Origin of the sequence: Cytophaga sp. FL35 (assembly GCF_014349235.1) — a bacterium.
In the GTDB taxonomy this organism is placed as follows: domain Bacteria; phylum Bacteroidota; class Bacteroidia; order Flavobacteriales; family Flavobacteriaceae; genus Euzebyella.
Window position 1 is genome coordinate 145969 of sequence record NZ_JACSOH010000010.1, and the last position, 20458, is coordinate 166426.

Annotated in this window: 17 protein-coding genes; 7 read left to right on the plus strand and 10 right to left on the minus strand. The window is 38.6% G+C overall.

The features are described 5' to 3' along the window. Window positions 1–70 precede the first annotated feature (70 nt). The gene (locus BIZ36_RS10475; RefSeq protein WP_187457847.1) at window positions 71–997 is read left to right on the plus strand and encodes a dihydrodipicolinate synthase family protein; all 927 of its coding nucleotides are present in this window, start codon (window positions 71–73) and stop codon (window positions 995–997) included. Then, a complete protein-coding gene (locus tag BIZ36_RS10480; protein WP_187457848.1) occupies window positions 984–2243 on the plus strand; it encodes a hypothetical protein in 1260 nt (419 codons plus the stop codon). Before BIZ36_RS10475 ends, BIZ36_RS10480 begins: the two co-directional genes overlap by 14 nt. Before the next feature lie 3 nt (window positions 2244–2246). On the opposite strand, the gene BIZ36_RS10485 is transcribed toward BIZ36_RS10480, so the two are convergent. Further along, complete coding sequence (locus tag BIZ36_RS10485) at window positions 2247–3095, minus strand: AraC family transcriptional regulator (protein WP_187457849.1); 849 nt, start codon at window positions 3093–3095, stop codon at window positions 2247–2249. A 139-nt stretch (window positions 3096–3234) separates the two neighbouring features. Here BIZ36_RS10485 and BIZ36_RS10490 point away from each other — a divergent pair, with 139 nt between their 5' ends. The 3 genes from BIZ36_RS10490 to BIZ36_RS10500 are packed head-to-tail and all read left to right on the plus strand — an operon-like array spanning window position 3235 to window position 6655. Further along, complete coding sequence (locus BIZ36_RS10490) at window positions 3235–4146, plus strand: dihydrodipicolinate synthase family protein (protein ID WP_187457850.1); 912 nt, start codon at window positions 3235–3237, stop codon at window positions 4144–4146. 12 nt (window positions 4147–4158) lie between these two features. Beyond that, a complete protein-coding gene (locus BIZ36_RS10495; RefSeq protein WP_187457851.1) occupies window positions 4159–5661 on the plus strand; it encodes a sodium:solute symporter family transporter in 1503 nt (500 codons plus the stop codon). A 1-nt stretch (window position 5662) separates the two neighbouring features. After that, window positions 5663–6655, plus strand: a complete 993-nt coding sequence (locus tag BIZ36_RS10500) for a Gfo/Idh/MocA family protein (protein WP_187457852.1) — start codon at window positions 5663–5665, stop codon at window positions 6653–6655. An 11-nt stretch (window positions 6656–6666) separates the two neighbouring features. Here the strand turns inward: BIZ36_RS10500 and BIZ36_RS10505 are convergent, their stop codons facing one another. Continuing rightward, window positions 6667–8637 (minus strand): FG-GAP repeat domain-containing protein, encoded by a 1971-nt coding sequence (locus tag BIZ36_RS10505; protein WP_187457853.1) that lies wholly within the window; start codon window positions 8635–8637, stop codon window positions 6667–6669. A 308-nt stretch (window positions 8638–8945) separates the two neighbouring features. Between BIZ36_RS10505 and BIZ36_RS10510 the strand changes: the two genes are divergently transcribed. After that, window positions 8946–11153, plus strand: a complete 2208-nt coding sequence (locus tag BIZ36_RS10510) for a hypothetical protein (protein ID WP_187457854.1) — start codon at window positions 8946–8948, stop codon at window positions 11151–11153. Between the two features lie 24 nt (window positions 11154–11177). Further along, on the plus strand, window positions 11178–11933 hold the full coding sequence (locus tag BIZ36_RS10515; protein ID WP_187457855.1) for a glycerophosphodiester phosphodiesterase family protein: 756 nt from the start codon (window positions 11178–11180) through the stop codon (window positions 11931–11933). A gap of 343 nt (window positions 11934–12276) precedes the next feature. Here BIZ36_RS10515 and BIZ36_RS10520 read toward each other — a convergent pair whose 3' ends face one another. The 8 genes from BIZ36_RS10520 to BIZ36_RS10555 all read right to left on the minus strand — a co-directional run bounded on the left by BIZ36_RS10520 (window position 12277) and on the right by BIZ36_RS10555 (window position 20088). Further along, on the minus strand, window positions 12277–12471 hold the full coding sequence (locus BIZ36_RS10520) for a hypothetical protein (RefSeq protein ID WP_187457856.1): 195 nt from the start codon (window positions 12469–12471) through the stop codon (window positions 12277–12279). 494 nt (window positions 12472–12965) lie between these two features. Then, the gene (locus tag BIZ36_RS10525; RefSeq protein ID WP_187457857.1) at window positions 12966–13670 is read right to left on the minus strand and encodes a DUF8737 domain-containing protein; all 705 of its coding nucleotides are present in this window, start codon (window positions 13668–13670) and stop codon (window positions 12966–12968) included. Window positions 13671–13743: 73 nt separating this feature from the next. Then, window positions 13744–14319: a Crp/Fnr family transcriptional regulator gene (locus BIZ36_RS10530; RefSeq protein WP_187457858.1), complete on the minus strand. Its 576-nt coding sequence runs from the start codon at window positions 14317–14319 to the stop codon at window positions 13744–13746. Between the two features lie 143 nt (window positions 14320–14462). Next, window positions 14463–15638, minus strand: coding sequence for a DmpA family aminopeptidase (locus BIZ36_RS10535; RefSeq protein ID WP_187457859.1), 1176 nt, complete (start codon window positions 15636–15638; stop codon window positions 14463–14465). Between the two features lie 167 nt (window positions 15639–15805). After that, on the minus strand, window positions 15806–16993 hold the full coding sequence (locus BIZ36_RS10540) for a serine hydrolase domain-containing protein (RefSeq protein WP_187457860.1): 1188 nt from the start codon (window positions 16991–16993) through the stop codon (window positions 15806–15808). 156 nt (window positions 16994–17149) lie between these two features. After that, window positions 17150–17758 (minus strand): hypothetical protein, encoded by a 609-nt coding sequence (locus BIZ36_RS10545; RefSeq protein WP_187457861.1) that lies wholly within the window; start codon window positions 17756–17758, stop codon window positions 17150–17152. A gap of 224 nt (window positions 17759–17982) precedes the next feature. Next, on the minus strand, window positions 17983–19395 hold the full coding sequence (locus BIZ36_RS10550) for a KAP family P-loop NTPase fold protein (protein WP_187457862.1): 1413 nt from the start codon (window positions 19393–19395) through the stop codon (window positions 17983–17985). Between the two features lie 177 nt (window positions 19396–19572). Continuing rightward, window positions 19573–20088 carry a hypothetical protein gene (locus tag BIZ36_RS10555; protein ID WP_187457863.1) on the minus strand — a complete coding sequence of 172 codons (516 nt, stop codon included), beginning with the start codon at window positions 20086–20088 and terminating at the stop codon, window positions 19573–19575. Between the last annotated feature and the right edge of the window lie 370 nt (window positions 20089–20458).

The following is a 20458-nucleotide window of genomic DNA, read 5'->3' on the forward strand; positions in this document are numbered from 1 at the left end:
TCCCGTAAAATTATGGTAGTATGCCAACTAACTAAGGGTTTACTTTGGTCTAACACTAATCAACCCAACTATGAAATCGCCATTGAAAGGGGTCATTCCGCCCATGGTTACTCCCTTATTGCAAAATCTACGACTTGATGTTAACGGACTCGAAAATTTAATAGCCCATTTATTACAGGGCGGGGTACACGGTATCTTTATTTTGGGCACCAATGGTGAAGGCCCAAGTTTGGGATATGATGTACGAAAACAACTTATTACAGAATCGTGCCGGATAATTAAAGGAAGAGTTCCTGTACTTGTTGGAATAACTGATACTTCCTTTTCATCTGTGCTTGAAATGGCACAACACGCTGAGCAGGCCGGAGCTGATTATCTAGTTCTGGCACCGCCTTATTACTTTCCTATCACCCAAGATGAAATGATTGGGTATCTTGAAAAGTTGATTCCTGAATTGCCTTTACCCGTCGTAATATATGATATTCCAGGATGTACAAAATTGCACTTAAATTTGAAGACCATTAAATCTGCAAGAAGTTTAGGGGTTCAGGCTTTTAAGGACAGTTCAGGGGATTTGGGCGCTTTATATACCATTATGGAAGCGTTTAAAGAGGACCCTGAATTTTCAATTATAGCCGGAGCGGAATTGTTCATGTCCGATGTTTTAATGAATGGTGGTCACGGAGTTGTTGCTGGTGGGGCCAATATTTTTCCAAGTTTGTTTGTACAGCTGTATGAGGCGTCCTTAAATAAAGATTTTGAGCAAATAACAGAGCTGAGGAAGAAAGTATTGCTCTTGCAAAATGAAATCTATGACTTGGTAGATTCTCCCACAAAAAGCATGAGGTCCATAAAAAGTTCACTTTCTATAATGGGAATTTGTTCGGACCAGATGGTACCTCCCTTAGAGAGTTTTCGGGAGAAGGAGAAAAAGATTCTTGCTCATCGTTTATCTCAATTAGGTATAAAAGCGAATGTCGGTTATGAAAATCAATAATCTGCTACGAATACTGTTCGTAGCCCTTTGCCTCGCAACCGCCTGGGCCATTCGAGGTCAGTTCGGTCATGAGCAGGGAGCCGCATGGGCAGGTGCTATAGGCGGTACCGCCTTGGTGATTGCTTCAGGTAGGGAAGATTGGTATCAAAAAATGCTCTTGGTGACATTGGCTTCCGCCATAGGTTGGGGTGCCGGAGGAATGATTAGCTATGGACAGGTCGTAGGTTATGGTCGTTCTGACGACTTTTTAAATGCTTATTACGGATTGGGAATGCTCTTTGTCATTGGAGGGTTGTTCGGATTACTAGGAGGTGGTTTAGTCGGTTTGGTCTTGGACTCCACGGAGGAAAAGAAAGTGAAATGGGGAAATTTAATGGCCGAAATGACCGCAGGAGGTCTCTTAAGTTATTATTTTCTCATCGAACAGATTGGTTTCAAAATGACCCCACCTAGATCTGAAGCATGGGCGGTAATACTAGGTGCGGGTATGGCCATGATTTGGTATATGGCTCGAGAAAATAGAATAGCCCCGATAAGGGTTGCTATGTTCGCTACCCTTGGAGGCGGATTGGGCTTCGCTTTTGGCAATTTTCTACAGATAGTCGGTAATGTACTGGAAATACCTTTTAATATGTGGAACGTAATGGAGTATTGCATTGGTTTTATGGGAGGTACGGGAATGGCTTACGGGGTGCTTTCTTCTAAATGGCCCCATAACCCCACACCTACAAAACCTTGGTGCAATAAAGCGGCACTGGTACTTTTGATCGTTTTTATTCCTTTGATAGTATTTAGGGAGTCATTGGCGTACGGCCACATGCTTCGTCGATTGGGCACATCCTTTGAAGTTGAAAAAATAGCAACTGCCAGTACTGCCTTGGCTGCGGTATTACTATTGGCAATGGCGCTATTTTTATGGGTGAAACTAAATAATCAGGAATTAGGGAGAAGTCAGTATGCATGGCTTCTTTTTGGTTTGTTAGGTACGTATACTGCCGTTAGCTATTTGGTCTCCGGGCTTTTGATAGGCAATTCACCCATTAATCACCACTTATATGTAATTAATATTTTGGTTGTGGCTTACTTATATCGAAAAGTTGAATTACCTATTATATGGCAAGAAGTAAAAACCCTACCCAAAAATTGGATTTGGGTCATTCCCATAGTGTTGGTTGTAGTTGCTATTTTAACTCTAATCGCCATTGGTATCCATGGAGAACTTCCGGGGGCCAATGAACGTTTTTAATATTTAGCGAAAGTTTTTACGATAATCGGAAGGCGTCTTGCCCATACTTGATTTAAAATAATGGTTGAAATTAGCTAGGTTGTTATAGCCGCTTTCAAAACATATTTGGGTAATTTGTTTATCGGTCTCCGCCAGTAACTTAGCAGCAATTCCTACACGAACATTTTTTACATATTCCATAAAGGTTAGTCCAGTTTTTTTCTTGAAAAAGCGACAAAAAGAACTGGGAGCCATGTTCAGAACATCGGCGGCATCTTCAAGTTTAATGCCTTCTTGTATATTTTGAAAAACATACTCGTACACCTTATTTACTTTTTCAATGTTCTTTGAAAATACCGATGATTTGTTCATCGGATTGGCCAAAATTTCTCTTTCTTCCACTTTCAATAGGTAACTGAATACCTTTAAAAGTCCAATAAAATAGTCCAAACCATCGCTATGGGAAAGTTCTCTTAGGGCTTCACAGATTTCACGGTCGTTTTCTGTTTTAAACCGAACTCCTCTATTGGCCTCTTTGAGTAGGTTGACTACCTTCTCAAGTTCGGGAATCTTGAAGAAATTAGAGTCGGCCACATTTTCTGAAAAATGAGTGACAATACACGTAGCTTCTTGGTCTTTCTCCGTGTCGAGCAATTCCCAACAGTGAGGTAACTCCGGACCTAGTAATACAAGGTCGCCCTTTTCAAAATTGGAAATATTATCTCCCACAATCCTTCTACCTTCTCCAGAAGTAATATAATTCAGCTCGAAATTTTTATGCGAATGTATTCTGGCATTTGAAGATAGGGGGAGCTCTCTTGAAATGAAGGAATGGTTATTAGGAACGTAAATTTTTTCGAAAACAAATTCCATATATAAACATATTTAACACTTATCTCAATATTACGTATTTAATTTCTATTTAAAGGTTAAGATTCTATGTGTTTTGTGTAAAATAATTGTGGTGAATAGAATCGTTATCGGTTTACTTTGTCGGATGTAAATTGAAAATATGAAATTAAATTTGAGGGGTATTATACCTCCTATGGTCACCCCCTTAAAGGCGGATGGAAGCCTAGATGAAGAGGGATTGAAAAACTTGATTGAGCATTTGATTTCGGGCGGTGTTCACGGAATATTTTTATTGGGAACGAACGGAGAGGCTACTAGCCTTACGCATGAAAATCGGAAAAAACTGGTTTCCAAAGCTTGTCATTTTATCAATAAAAGGGTTCCTGTTCTAGTTGGTATTTCCGATACTGTTTTAGAGGATTCCGTTGCTATGTGCGATCATGCCAAATCTTGTGGGGCCGATGCCGTGGTGATAGCTCCACCATACTATTTACCCATCTCCGAAGACGAGTTTTTAGATTTTATGCAGGCCTTGGTTCCTCAATTATCTTTGCCATTTGTACTTTACAACATGCCCAGCTGCACCAAATTACATTTATCTGTACCCACGGTTAAAAAAATTAAGGATTTAGGAGCTATCGGTATAAAAGACAGTTCTGGAGATTTAGATTATCTTTTAAAGTTGATAAGCGAATTTAAATCAAGTCCAGACTTTGCTATTATCGCAGGAACAGAATCATTTCTGTCTACCACCATTTTACATGGGGGACATGGGGCAGTGGCCGGAGGTGCTAATTTCTTCCCGAAACTCTTTGTTGAGCTATACAATGCTTCCCTCATCGGGGAATTGCTAAAGGTGGAGCAATTAAATGAAGAAGTCAATAAATTATATCATACTATCTATAATGTAGGATCTTTTAGTTCAAAAATTACCAAGGGAACTAAATGCGCTTTGGCAGTGCTGAATATTTGTGAAGACCACATGGCCCTTCCTTTAAAAAAGTTTAGCGATATTGAACGCCATAAAATAGCGACCTATGTCCAAAGTTTTCAACAGACTTTGGCCCTTTAAAAACCAAAACAAATGAATTATCAGCTGGGAACGGTAGACACCATTATTCTTGTGGTCTATGGATTGATTATGGTGGCCATGGGTGTTTATTTTTTGAGAAAAACCAAGACCTCTGAGGAATTTATGGTGGCTGGCATGGGCATACCTTCGTGGGCGGCGGGTATTGCCGTGATGAGTGCTTATACGAGCAGTATATCGTATATAGCCGTTCCCGGAAAGGCATTTGACGATAATTGGCACCCCTTAATATTTGCGCTTACCGCTTTGCCGGTCGCCTGGTTCGTCACTAAATATGTTATTCCCCATTACAGAAAACACAAAATTATATCGGTATATAAATACTTGGAAGAAAAAATTGGGAATTGGGGCCGAATCTATGCCTCTTTTTCTTTTGTACTCTTTATGATTGGTAGAACGGCGGTCATACTTTACTTATCATCATTATTACTTACTTCGTTTATTGATTTGGATATACGAACCCTTATAGTGATCATTGGGGTACTAACCATAGCCTATACCTTAATGGGAGGTATGGAAGCCGTTATTTGGACAGACGTTCTACAATCCATTATTATGATTGGCGGATTGCTTTTTAGTGCCTACGTTTTGACCACTGAGGTCTTCTCTCAACCCGATTATTTGATTCAAAAAGCTTTTGATGCGGACAAGTTCAGTTTGGGGGATAGTTCTTTTTCATTTGAAAGCAGAACTATTTGGGTGATGATTATTTATGGGGTTACCGAAAATATAAGAAACCTGATGGCTGACCAGAATTACACGCAGAAATACAGTGCAGTCGCTACTGAGGGAAAAGCAAAACGCTCTGTGTGGATAGCCATGTTGATTTACCTACCGCTCACCGCTATTTTTCTCTACATAGGCACCACAATGTTCGCCTTTTATTCCGGAGCCGGAAATGTATTGGATGCCGCTATTACCAAAGGGGACGAGGTATTTCCGTTTTTTATAGCTACCGAATTGCCCGTTGGGTTAAAAGGTTTAATTATCGCCGCAATTTTGGCGGCATCTATGAGTACGGTCGATTCGGCCCTGAACTCGTCGGCAACAGTCTTGTATTTAGATTATTTCAAACGCTATTTCAAACCCAATGCTTCCGAAAAGACTAGTATTGGCTTCTTAAGGTGGACAACCGTAATTTGGGGAGTACTTGGCATAGCATTTAGCCTGTTATTGATCAACGCCGAAAGTGCCTTGGATATTTGGTGGCAGATTTCGGGCATTTTTGGCGGTGGAATTCTAGGCCTTTTTCTATTGGCCATTTTCAATGTGAAACCCAAGTTTTGGCAAGGAGTTACCTCTGTTCTATTTAGCGTTCTTATTATCGTTTGGGGAACTTTTTTTAGGGAGATGCCAGATTCATTCCAATGGTTGCAATGTACCATCGACCCCATTATTATTGGTGCTATTGCCACGGCGGGACTCATTGCACTAGCCCTAGTTTTCGTGGGTCTGAACAAGTGGGGCGGTCATACTCCTGATATTAAAAGTGTTTAATATGAAAATACTTAAATGGGGCATATTGGGTACAGCCACCATTGCTGTGGAGCAGCTAATTCCTGCACTTTTAATGAGTGAATTTAATTCCGTGATTGCCATTGCTTCCCGTAACAAATCGAAAGCGAAGCTTATAGGAGAACGTTTCCGAATTCCAACTTGTTTTGGAGCATACGAGAAGGTGCTGGATATGGATGAAATTGAAGCGGTTTACATTCCTTTACCCAATCACTTACACGTAGAATGGGCTATAAAAGCTCTGCAAAAAGGAAAACATGTATTGCTGGAAAAACCGGTGGGAATGAATGCTCAAGAAGCAAATGCGCTGATGGAAGCGTCGGTACAATTTCCTCAATTGAAAATTATGGAAGCCTTTATGTACCGCTTTCACCCACAATGGATAAAAGTACGGCAGCTCATCAATAATGGATTTATTGGAAAAGTCACTTTGGTAGAATCTTCTTTTTCGTTTTTTGAGGATAACCCTAAAAGCATAGTCAACAGTAAAGAGTGTGGAGGAGGGAGTTTGATGGATGTAGGTTGTTACCCCATTTCTGTGGCACGTCTAATTTTTAGAGAAGAACCCATCAGTGTTATGGCACAAATGGAGGTGGATCCAAAATTACAGATTGATGCTAGTACCAGTGGCATTTTAGAGTTTAAAACCGGAAGGGCACTTATTCATTCTTCTATCCGACAATTTGAAAAGCAAAGTCTAACAATCAGTGGAGAAAAAGGGAGCATTGAAGTAGCTGTCCCATTTAATCCGGAAGCGGATTGGGAAAGCAACCTTATATTAAAAAATCATGAGGGAGTGACCGACTTTACGATAGAGAGATGCAATCAATATGTGTTGCAAGTGGATTCCTTTGCACTGTCCGTCCGTAACAAAAGTGTACTTCCTATTGGCTTAAAGGAGTCTGTGGCTAATATGAAAGTAATTGATGCATTGAAAGAGAGCCACCAGAAGCAGCGAAAAATATACCTTAGCTGATTAAAGTTTTCCTAATCATTTTTCCAGTAATATAAATAACCATCTTCGGCACCCAAAAGCAGATCAGGCTTCCCATTATTATCCCAATTAACAAGGGTGGGGTCAGTGGAGTGACCGGCTAATTTCAAATCGGATAAATCTCCACGGAATTTGAGGTTCACCCTGTCTTTTTCTTGGCCAACGTTTTCCCAAAGTGCGGCATTGATGCCATTTACAAGTATATCAATATCTCCGTCATTGTCCCAATCCCCGAAAGCCAATTTTCTGCGTCCGCTACTTCCATACTTCTTTTCGTTTAATTGAATTGGACCGTTTTTTTGGTCAATCAACTTATTTTTTCTGTCATACGTTCCGTTTACGGAGTGGAATATTTTTTTTCCCGGTTTTAAAATTAACTCGCCATCTTTTGTGTACCGTTCGTAAAAGCTCAAATAACCTTCGTGGTCTAGCATAATCAGGTCGGTCAATCCATCTTGGTTCCAATCAATTGCGGTGGGCGTGGTACGCCATTGGGTTGCCAAGGAGTTGGGTTCTGGATCCCACCAGTACCAATCGGGTTTTGGAGTTGTAGTTTCCCAATTGACCGTAACTAATTGTTCTTCGCCTAGCTTTGGCTGTGTTTTGCTGCCTATATTTTTGTACCAAATGACCTTGCCCCAAATAGAATTGACGATGAGGTCTTTTAATCCGTCATTATCCCAATCTTCTACCGATAAGGTAGTATAGCCCCATTTGGCTTCACATGGCCCCTGAATAGAACCATTTTCCCCGGCTTGAATTCGAATTATTTTATTGTCTGATTTCAACAGTTTTGGAGCGGCCCATTGAGGGGTGTTTCCACCATCTAAGTTTTCGATGAAAGCTATATAACCGGCGGAGTTGCCGCAAATAAGGTCTTCATCGCCATCATTGTCCCAATCGATGCTAAAAGGCGAGACTAGCGCTCCAAATTTCACATGCTCCGCCTTTTGCCGGAAGTATCTCGGATTCTCAAAAACGGGCATGTTGTTTCTGATCGCACCGGTATTTTCTACCCAAGCAACTCTACCATCTTCATCACCTACCACGAGGTCAATGTCCCCATCTTTATCCCAATCAATGGAAACGGGAAGTATCATTTCCAAATCCATTTTAAGGGTTCCTTCCTTATTCTCTAAAAATCTACCTGTTGCGTACTTAGGTTTTTCACGGGTACCTACATTCTCGAACCACGTAAAACGGTCTAAAAATTCGCCGCAAATAATATCGAGGTCCCCATCGTTGTCGTAATCGTCAAAATTGGGCGATGGGGCCCCGTAGACATCAATAGGCTGGCCTCCGGCCAAAATCTTATCTTTTAGCTCGTAGGTACCGTTGATGTTTTCAATAAGATATACATAACCGTGCAAGGGACCATTGGTCCATTTGCCTTGATCGTTAAAGGCATTGTCCCATCCATAATCCTCTCCGTCTTGTATTCCAACGACTATGTCGAGGTCTCCGTCATTTTCATAATCGACATATTTCCATTGGTTGAATCGTATTTTATTGTGGAATTTGGAAAAAATATCACTGGGAAAAAGGGAGTCCGGTTGCCGGGTAAATTGTTTTTTAAAATTCGTAAATTCTCTACCCGGCTCTAAAAATCGAGGTTCACCATTTACGTAGGAAACCTGAATATGTCTTATGGGTTCGCTCACCTTTACTGGAGGTTCAAAAATAGGGAATGCATCTCCGCTGCTGTTCTCAAAAAAGAAAAGGCCATTGAAAGGGACATCATTGCAGGAAACCAACAAATCCATATCTCCGTCATTATCATAATCCATCGGAAGCGGACTTGCCCAAAGTCCCACTCCTAAATCTACTTCCAAGCCAGGATGATTGAATGATAGGCGTTCAAATTTTGGAGAGGTTTCAGCTAATTCGCTTTTAGACCTTGTTTTGGCTGCATAGAGTAGAAATAGAAAGGTGCCCAAAAGCACAAGAGAACGGGTTAGTTGCATTGTTTAAAATGATAATGAAGGCTAAATATAAATAAATAAGAAGGTTACAGCCTATAGATTTTTAACACTCTTACATGGAAACTTAACACATGAATTCCGCCATTCATAAAAAGGGTAAAAAATTTCTACTCTCGCAGTTTGCGGTTTGGCATTCGAATGAGGTTATAATCTTTAATTCATGGGTGACAAGATGTTATAACGAGGAGTTTTTTTGTAGGGCAATATTCCATTTGTTTTAATCAAAAATAGAGAAGCAAATAATAGGGTATACCTGTATTTTTAACCTCCATCAAACTAGATTCAAAACCATGAAAAAACTCTTTTTACTTTCAACGCTGTTAATGGCACATTTTGCAACTTCCCAAACCTATAAAGACCAGCCATTTCTACAAGATTATGCAGTAAAATATTCACTGGTCGATTCTTTAAAAAATGAAACCCTACAAGAGGTGCAATGCGATAGAAACGGCTTGATTCAGGTACTTGGTAGTTCAGGATTATTTTTGCCGTTTGAAAAAGAACTGGTGCAAGACCAAAGGTACCGACCTTTAATGGAGATGAAGATTATAGATGTAGAAGACTCTAATGGACAACACTTTTATTTAACTGATAAAGAGGTTTTTAGTAATTCGTCTGGTGGTACTTTTTACTTTAATCATGAAATGGCATCCCCGCTTCAAGTTTCGATTTCTGATGACCAAACGGTTTTAGTTGCTTCCCAGACTCAGTTAAAACTTTTCAAGAACAAACAACTTTTTTGGGAACATTCTTTAAATGACATGGCAGTCAAGCAATTGCTTTTTGACGCTGATCAAAATCGTTTTCTTTTTTTGACGAAAACGACTATTTACCAGGTCTCTTTAGCAAACCCAGGTTTCGATAGGATTTTTAGTGGTGAAGCGATGCAGGCAATGGCCTTTGACGGAACACAATTGGTGGTCGGAACCAGCAATGGTGTTTTGAAACTTTCGGGAAACCCACTAAAACAAGAAGAGGTTTTAACCAACTTGCCCCATAATCAAATTACCGTGCTTAAAAATGTCAAGGGAGAATTATGGTGCGGTTCTTCAAAAGGGGCCTTTAAGCTTAAGTCAGACGGTAAATTTGATTACTATGCTTCTAAAAGATGGTTGATAGATGATGCAGTGGTCGATATAGCGGAAGGACCAGACAATAGCGTTTTAATTTTAACCCGGAAGGGACTTTCTCAAATAGAGTTCAAACCGATGACACTCGCGGAAAAAGCGGTCTATTTTCAAAAAATACAGAGAGAGAGGCATTTACGCTATGGATTAACCGCTAATCTTTCATTGAGGGAACCGGGCAATTTAGCTACGGGTTATTATAAGGATAGTGACAATGATGGTTTATGGACTTCGATGTATTTAGCGGGTGAGCTTTTTCGTTATGCGGTCACCAAAAGTGAAGATGCGAAGTTGAATGCTTATGATGCCTTTGCCGCTATGGAAAGGCTGACCGACATCACCCCGATGCATGGTTTTCCAGCGCGATCGTACGAGCGTGATGGGTATGAGCTTGGTTTTCATGCAAATGGCTTTTCAAAAGAGTGGTATGATAAACAAATTAAGCAAAATGGACGTATCTGGCGTTTGACAGAGGATGAAAAATGGCGATGGAAATCTACCACCAGTAGTGATGAGTCGTGCGGCCATTTCTTTGTGTATGCCTTATTTGCAGAATTGGCACCGGATAAAGAATGGAGGGATCGGGCCGTTCATCAAATCAAAATTCAAACGGATCATATAATGGAGAATGATTGGTATTTGGTGGATTGGAACGGGGAGCCTACGGCTTGGGGAAGATGGAACCCGAAGTATGTGAATAAGTTTCCAATCAACGTGGGTGATAGACGCTTAAATTCAACACTGATTCTCGCATTTTTACAAACGGCCTATCATTTTACAAAGGACGAGAAATATAAAAAAGCAGCGCGTAAACTGATCAAAAAGCACGGTTACGATGAAAATGCCAATCGCCCGGCCACTATTATAGGTTATGTAGAAGGGGAAGATTTAAGTAGTGGATGGAACCATTCCGACGATGAGATGTACTTTTTGACGATACCGGCGTTTGTGAATTATTCTTTTGATGCGGAACAGAAAGCAAAACACTTTGAAACGGTCAAAAGCCATTGGGAAATTGAGCGTTCGGAGAAAAACCCATTGTGGAATTATTTATTCGCGCTTTCCGGTGGTACCAACATTGATTTTGAAGAGTCCGCTTGGTGGCTTCGTGAGTTTCCCATGGATTTAATGGATTGGTCCGTTGATAACAGTCACCGAAAAGATTTGACCACTATCGAACCCAATTTTAGGGGCCAAACTTATTCCGAAGTGCTCCCCCCAGATGAAAGACCCCTTCATTTTCACAATGGAGCCTATCGTAATAATGGAAAAGGCGGCGGAAATAGAGAGTATGCACCTTATATTTACTTATTGCCGTATTGGGCTGGTCGCTATGTGGAAGCCATTAGCGCACCTGAAGTAAAAAACTAAAAGTCCATCCTAAACACAAAAAGCATGTCCCATACCTTGACTCGATATTTTGTTTTCTTGGCCATGATTTTTTTCTTGGCTCGCAAGAGTACCTATGATGTAAATTCATTATCGAGCATACAAACGGAGTTTCATGATGCATCTTCTAAAAAGGTATTGGTCGCGGCCCATAGAGGGGCTCACAAAGGCAATTTTGAAAATTCCATTGCATCTACCCTCAAATGTATTGAACTAGGTGTCGATATCGTAGAAGTAGATGTTCGTACCACCAAAGACCGGCATTTAGTTTTAATGCACGACTCCAGTGTTGACAGAACGACCAATGGTTCTGGAAAAGTGGCAGATTTAACTCTTGCTGAAATCCGTAGCCTGCGTTTAAAAGACCCTGATGGAAACCTAAGTCAGGAGACGGTGCCTACTTTCAGAGAATTTTTAAGAGTAATAAAGGGAAATATTATGGTCGATATTGATATGAAGACCAACAATGTAGAAGGTATTGTAAAAGATTTAAAAGCGACTCGTACATTGGGGGAAGTCTTTTATTTTGATAATGATTATGTTCAGTTGAATAGGGTGAAAGAGTTACACCCAGAGGCCCAGCTAATGCCTCGAGCTTATGATTTACAGATGGTAGATTCGGCGCTTACACGATTTGCACCTCCCGTGGTCCATATCGATCATAAATTTTATTCCCAAGAAGTGGTAAACGTCATCAAAAGAAACCGAGCTAGAATCTGGATTAATACTTTGGGTGATTTAGATAAGGACATTGCCTCGTGAAATGGCCAAAAAGCGTTGGAACAGGCAATTGAATTTGGCGCCAATATTATACAGACCGATGAGCCTGGTATAGTGTTGCAACTTCTGAAAGAAAACGGATGGAGGTAAAATTGCGTTAATTCCATTTCATGCGTTGTAGTCGAAGCATTTTTACTAAATCACAATTGACATACTGAGTCTTAAAACTATCATCCGCGGTTTCAATTTTGCATCGCTATTTTGGTCACATTTTAGTAAGCCTTATCACAGAAACTTCAAGTTAAGAAAGATGTTTAGTGTATATGTTGTAATTACTGTTCTCCATGCAAAATCCATATTTATTAATACCCGTGCCATCGTCAATTTAGTGTACGACCGAATTCTCCTCAAAAGTTTTTAAGGTACGGTATAAAGTGGTTCTATCGGCCTTTTCAAAAGAGTTTTCAACGTCAGTTAGGGCCACGGCGGCTTTTTGATTTGCCAAATACCGAAAGACCAACATACGAATAGCTGTAGGCCTAATTCCTTTACTTTCTAAAAAATCTTCTATCTGTGCCATGTTCTTAAAAGAACTTTAGTCGTTTAACTATAATAAAGATAACATTTGTTGACGCGGGAAGGTAGTTTTGGAAATTGAAAAAGAAAAGACGGGAAAAGAAAAAACCCTTTCTAAAAAGAAAGGGTTTTGCGGTGGTGACTTGGCTGGGGCTCGAACCCTCAGCTTTCAGCTCCCTATATATCAGCATCCTGCAAAAATTCGCGTCTCATGTTGACGATTTGTGAACTTTTTATGGTTGACCTTTCCTTCGCTCAATCAAATATAGATAAAGTGAGAAAAATGTGAAATCTTATTTCCTAATCATTTCTTTTACTTACAAAAATAACAAAGGTTGCAAGGAAATCTACCAACGTATAACTGACGTGGAAAAAAGAAAAAAACTGGCTTTGGTTTCTGTATCGAACAAGTTGTTGAAACGGGCGTTTGCAATTGCAAAATCAAGGCCGCACAATGATGAGATTTATATATCAAAAATGACCTAGAGAATTTGTCTATTAACTCAGTCCATTGTTAGCTTCAGTTTGAATGTTTCGTGAATTCAGCAATATTCTTATGCTTACTAAGTGCGAATAAAGTACGATAGGTACAATTACAGCAGGAAGCCAAACAAAAGGAAAGTAAGTTACACCAATATTGGGTTGGTCAAATGCTAATTGTTGAATTGGGGTGAGGGCACTCAAAACTGCTATTGTCAAAACATTAATTAACAGTCCTAAACAAATCAAATTCCAGATTAAAAGGCCTCTTGTTCCTATCCATTTCTTCACAAATACTGTATAATAAATTATTGGTGCTGAAATACCAGAAAGAATATCATAGTTATACCCCTCAAATGTCATTAAACCAGGTATAAGACCTTCTATAAAAATACAGTACAAAACGATTTCTACAGGAATTCTAATCGTATGTAACAAAGTCAGCCATCTTAAATTTTGCGCATTGCCAATCCTATTGTTTTTTGTGGATAAAAAATATACAATAGCGAATAGGATACCCGGAGCCAAAAGAAAAATAAATCGTGGTGGTATGGTGTTTTGAACCCGGTAAAACCCCAAATATCCCAAGACTCCTACTACAGCCATCCAAATGAGGATTGCTGAAAGATGCTTTCTACTTCTATGGGTTTGGTATAAACACCATAAAGTAATTAAGGTTGTACAAGTGAAGAATAGTGCGATTGAAGTAGAAATCTCTGCCATGTCAATTAAACTTTAATACAAAGTTCTATAGGTGAGATTCAAATCTACTTGACAAAAGGCAAGAATTAAAAATCTACATTTTTTTTCGCAGTCTGCTCAAAGTGCTATCGGTAACCCCTAAATAAGAAGCAATGAACTTTAGAGGCGCATATTGCAGTATTTGGGGTTTTGTCCTTAAAAGATTTTGATATCTCTCTTTAGCTGTTCGATTTATCATTCCATAATTTCTGATTTGAGAAGCCATGAATTCTTTCACCAAAATGGCTCTGCCGAAATCCCTGAATGCCGGTTTATCGTGAAATAACCTATTTAATTCTGCGTACGAAATTCTAAACCCTTTACAATTTGTTATAGCTTGAATATAAGCTTCTGATCGAACCCGATTAAAGAATGAAGTGATTTCAAATACAATATTGTTTTCTGTAAAGAAGTCTATGGTAATTTCTTCACCTTTCAGATTAAAGAGAAAAGTTCGCATTAATCCACTTTCCAGGTAGAAGTAATCATCACTAACTTCATTTTCCCTTAGCAAATAGTCTTTAACCTCTATTTCAATTGGATGGAATGTGTTTGCAATTTGGTCAGCATCATCTTTTGAAATTTCGACTACACTTAAAATGAAGTTTACTAGCGACTCTCTATTGTTCATTTGTCAAATTGCAGGTAAAGGTATCGACTACGAGTATTTGCTTGGGTTAGCACTAACTTTTGAAAGTACACACCAACTGAAAATCCACAGGAATTTCTAAATAGCGATTAATGTACCATTACTAATAGTAATTGTTTACCACGTTATTTTTTTATTCGATTGTACTTTTTTAGTGTTTCAATCAGCAATTCGTGAGGAATAGCATAAGCTTTATTTCCATTGATTCCTTCCATTGTTTCGGCAGCTACCATTGCATTTATAATTGCTTCTTCAACTGCTTGGACCGTAGCTTCAAAAACTGGCATCAATAAATCATTTGACATAGTTTCGACCGACGTCATTTCATCGCGATTAAATGCTTTTTCATTTGCAGTTGAAAATGCTAAAAATATGTCTCCAGAACCATTACTTCCTCGTCCACCAACAATACCAACGCCAAAAGGTATTCTTTGAGCGATTCTTTTTAATTGATGTGGTAATAAAGGAACATCGGTTGCAACAATTACTATGATAGAACCATCACCTTCTTGTCTTCTAGATTTTGGTGGTGCATTATATTCATAATTCAAAGTATCTTTTAGCTCAATACCTACCGGTACACCAGCTATTGACAAGTTTCTTTTAGCTCCAAAATTCGATTGAACAATTGCTCCGACAGTAAAAGTTGAATCCTTGATCTTGAAAACTCTTGATGATGTTCCTGTACCGCCTTTAAAACCCAAGCACATCATACCTGTTGCTCCACCAACATTTCCTTCAGCTATTTTTCCACTTGAGGAGTTCTCTATAGCCTCTAAAACGTGCTTTTCTTTTACGTGAAAACCATAAATATCATTCAGAAATCCATCGTATGTTTCAGCTACGACTGGATAGGTATACCACCAGTTCTCTCCGCTATACCAATCTGTATCAACAAACCATTTCAATACGGCTTGTCTAACTTCACCAACACTATTGGTGTTGGTTATCATTATTGGCGTTTCAAGAAAACCTGATTCAGTCACCCAAGTTGTACCTGTCATCTCCCCATTTCCGTTTAGACTATACCAGTTGGCGTAAACTGGACTAAATTTTTTGGCTTTTCCTCTTGGAAATATAGCAGTAACTCCAGTTCTTATAGGCCCCTTGCCTAAAACATTTTCTCCTTTTCCAGAAATAATTGTGCTGTATCCAACCTCTACACCTTTAACATCCGTTATAGCATTAAATTCGCCAGTAGAACCAACAAATGGAACTCCTAAATCTCTAGCTCTTGGTTTTTGGGAATAAGATTGTAAACAAACAAGCGACAACAATGAAACTATAAATACCCTTTTCATTTTGGTTGGTTTTTATGGTGGCACAACGGTTTAACTATGAGCAGGCGGTCTTTAAAAACATTTTCCCGTCGGATTTTACCGAATTCAGTTAAGGGCTCTAAATTTTGTTTTATAACTGTCCACCCGCTTGCTTATAGTTTATGTTATAGGCTGTTTAGTTAATAGTATTAATTGGCTATTTTCTGAGCGTATTTTTCTAAGATCTTAAGAAAGCTACTCCTATCATCAAGGTATATGTTAGCCATGAAAATAATTCCAGTATTCTCATTAAAAAGTATATTTGTGCTTACTCCAGGGTCATCACCATCATGCCCGATATATCCACTGGGATAAATATTCCAGAATACTCCCTTATTTCTGTAAGCTAAATTTGAGTTATCCGGTGTATTTTCAGTAGAAAATTTAGGGCTAATCATTTCCTCAAAAGATTCTTTGCTCAATAAGTTAGACTGCCCATTTACTCCATGAATCATTTCAGAAATATACTTGCTTAAATCTGATGCAGAAGCTCTTAGTCCTCCATCTGGATAAGTGGTAAGGGAATAAAATGGAAATGACACCTCTCTGCTATGATATGGAATTGCATGGTGACCGCTAGGAATTTCATTTAAGAACCATGAGGAATTATCCATTTTAAGCGGCTTTAATACATATTTTTGAGTGAAATCCGAAAATGATAAGCCAGACTTTATTTCAATTAGGTAAGCTGCCAATGCAGAAGCAATATTGCTGTAGTTATATCTTTTACCAGGTTTGCTATCAAAAAAATTGTCTTCACGGTATGAAAGCCCTTCTTTACTTAAATAGCTTTTCAAAAATGTAGAAAGTGTTGAGTCACGTAACCCCCCAGTATATCCTAATTCGTTCAACACCGCTATAGCTTTATTGTCTGTAGAATCAGTTTTAATGAATCTATATGATTTATGATATATACTGTCATTGTCAATGATACTAGAAGTGTGAGTAGTTAAGTCTTTTACTTTGATAATTTCATTAGGGAAAAATGGATTTACAACTTTAAAAGGCAGTATATCATTGATATTTGATTCCAAGGTAAAGTACTTCAAATCTATTGCTTTCATTAATGCAACTGCAACGAATGTTTTACTGACAGAACCAATATTTTCAATTGTTTCTGCTGTAAAGGGTTGATGCCTTTCAATATTTGAATATCCAAATCCCTTCTGGTATAAAATATTATCATTACCAAGTATCATTACGTACATCCCCGGAATGTTGAATTGCTCATATAAATTAGTTAATTCCATATCCAAACTGTCTTTATAATTTTGTGCAAAGATTTTAGATATGGAAATAAATCCAATTAGGATGGTTATTAAAAAAAGCTTTTTCATATTCCGTATTTCAATAGCCTATAACGGTCTATGTATGAGCAGTTTCGGTTTTTAGTACGGGATTTGTCTTTGGGTATTGCCGATAATCGATTGCGGGATTTTCCGGCAGGGAAGTCCGCCAGCAATTGATTATACATTTTGTTAGGCACAGTTATTTTAATTCAGATTTGTCCGTTTTATCAATTGTTCAAAATCCTCGTTCTGTTGGTTTACTACTAAGAAGTCGAACGTTTTTAACTTTGATGAAATCAGGAATTGAGTTTGAAAGCCGACAATTCCATCTATTTCGCTACGATATTTTATTTTTACGATGTCGGCTTTGTTAGTTTGCATAAACTTGTTTTCAAGTCGTTTATAGTCCGCTCCGATTGCTCCCCATTCCTGTCCGATTCTCTCGCTCAACATTCCCATATATTGGTTTGCGATTTCTTTGTCTAGCGGAACATATTCACCTTTTCTAATCCAAATGTAGTTTGCGTAATTACCTTTTTCTGCAAACACGGCAAATCCGTATGGTGCCGTTTTTAAATTGTCGATTCCCTTATTGATTTGGTCTTTCAATTTTGGAACTTGAACTGTCTTCAACAAATTTTCCCTAAGTCCTTCTGGTGTTGTCCTTTCGTACGTTTTAGGGAGAAGAATGTACCCATCAAGAAAGTCTATATGATGCTCGTTAAAATTTTTGGCTTCAAAACCGTCCGAACTTTTTTTTGGGTTATTGCAACAAATAAAAACTAAAAGGGTGAGAATTAATGTGTACTTCATTGATTGGTTGTAGTTGTGCCTAACGGTTGGGCTATGCGCAGTGCGGGGCTGGCAAGCAACTGCCTTTCCGTCACGCGAAAGCAAAAATCTTTTTGTTTTGGTTTTATCTTGTCCCGCGTAAAAGCAAAATCCAAAAGATTTTGCGGTGCTCGAAAACACGCTCAAGCCCTTCAAATAGGCACTTACGCCCGCATTGCGTATAGCCGTTGTTACCTGCTGGCTTTTTAAGTTCTCAAATCCTCTAACAATTCAATTCTATTGATAAAATGCGACAGTTCCAAATCTCCTATTCCACGCCCTCTGTTAATACTCCCTAAGATGTGCATAAAATCATTTTTAGAATCTTCCTTGAATATTGAATCAATTAATGATTTGTTCTCGCCGGTCTCCTTATCTCTCTCATAAAGGGGTTTCCGATGATATCTCTCCTGATAATAATTGTTATAAGCATTTAATAAGTATACTTCAAGATACATTAGTAGTCTTTCGGTTTGTTCATTGATTTGAACTTTAATAATTTTCAGTAATTCTTCCTGAACCTCTTTAATACTTAAGCTTTTGCTTTTCATGTTTTCATAGAAGCTGTTATGTCTCACTTTAATAAAAGTTAAAAGCAAAAAGATATGCGGAACAACATAACTGTTGAAATCGAAACTACGAAGGGCTAGACGGGAATGGGCAAAAATTTTTTCTTGTTGTCTTAACGAAACTTTTGAGTTAGTAAAAAGTAATTTACAAGTCTCCAAAAAGTCAGATCTGTCCGCTTGTACTTCTCGATATTTGAGCCTTTCTGATGATTTGAAGAAATCGTCAAATTTGAAATATTCGTAAAGGTACTTGTAGAATGTTTCTTCATTCGGTTCTGGTATTGAATATTCTATATCAAGAAACCTTCTCAAATATTCATCAGCGTCTAGGTCGGCACTACCATATACTCCTTTCACCGCGTTCCCAAGCTGCTCTTTATCAATAGACAGGATAAAAATGATATTTGGAACCGAAAAGAAATGTTTTATTTGCTCCAATATCGAAACTGCATAATTAGGTCTGCATCTATCGAGTTCGTCGATAATAAAAATAAGAGGTTTCCCCTCATTAGTGTTGGCTATAAATTCTGATAGGCTATTTTTAAAATCCGAAATACTCTTTTTCTTTTTTTCGTATTCGTTAACCTCATTCTCGAATACAGCTGATAGGCCCTCTGTTACTCCAACAATTGCCTCTTTAACACCATCTGTATTAATGTATCTGTCGGCAATAGCTTTGGCAATTATAGGCGCAATATGTTTGGTTAGAGTGGATGCTTTTCTTAAGGTTTTTTTGAATTCAGGTTTAGTCTCTTTTGTTGTCAGCGTTTTTAGTTCGCCCATTAGCGCGGTTAATGGATTATTTTCAAAATCATTTTCCCATGCATTAAAGTATAGTGTTTCATATTCTCTATTTCTTAAGTCCTGTTCCCACATTTTTACAAAGGTGGTTTTTCCTGTTCCCCATTTATTATTAATCGCAAGAACAAAACCGTAAGGGTAAGACTTAATAATGTTGGTTAGAACATTCGAGTATTTTTGCCTGTCTAGCTTGCAATTAGCAAAAGGATTGTCTTCATCTATTTCTAGTTCGTAGTGCTTAAGATTCATCAAAAAAATTTGAATTAATGTATTTTGTTCAGCTTGCAGGTAACGGCTCGTGTATGATTAATTGCGGACTTTTCCAACGGAAAATGTCCGCCTGGTAATAAAGATAATTGATTGCAGGAATTTCCAATTGGAAATTCCGACCGCAATTAATTATACAATTTGTTAGCGGTTCGGTTTTTAGTTTTCAACCCCAAAAATATTATCGATGATAAGTCCAACAGCGACTTTTGTTCTTGGAACGCTATCTTTTTTTAAATAGTCCTGAAGTCCGTTTGCAATTTTGTCCAGTTTTGGATTGTCCGTTAGTCTAGGGTTTAATTCACGCATCCAAGGTGATTGGTTCAATCTTTCTCCAGAAGTCGTGCAAAATTTCACAGCATCGAGTGCAATAAGGCTCCACGGACGTCCCAAGTTCAGCCATTTTTGGGCTCTTTCCCAAGTAAAATTTGAGCTAGCTGCTAGATGTCCCCACGACTCTGTGATATTTTCGTTTCTTTCTGCATTTTTTTCAATCCAGTCCAAAGTCGGTTCGTACTTTAAAAAATTTAGAGTTGCCATGAATTCCGAAAGGTATTTGTCCTCACATTTTTCCAGTTCTGAGGTGATTAGTTCAAAAGCTTTTTCTTTTTCAAACTTTTCCGTTATTTTCTCCATCCGAATATGGAAGTCATTCATTTTTTCTCTGTCGTACATTTAGGATTTTTAAATTGACTGCTAACGGTTAGTATATGAAAAGTAGGCGATTTAAAGCAATTAACATTCGGTTTAGCATAGAGTTTCAAACAAGCTAAAAGACCTGAATTTATAATTGATTCGCCTCTTTTTTATAGCATCTATGTAAAAGCAGCGTGTCCTTTATCTTTAAAGTTCTCTAAAACAAAAAGATATGAAAACGGAACACACTGCAAGTCCCAAGTTATTCATTGGTATCGACATACACAAGCGCAGCTGGAAGGTCCACTGTGCCACGGACCTGTCCATGGGACGGACCTTTTCGATGCCCCCTCTGCCCGAAAGACTCAGAGACTATGTGCTGCGCCACTTTCCGGGCCATGAGGTCTCC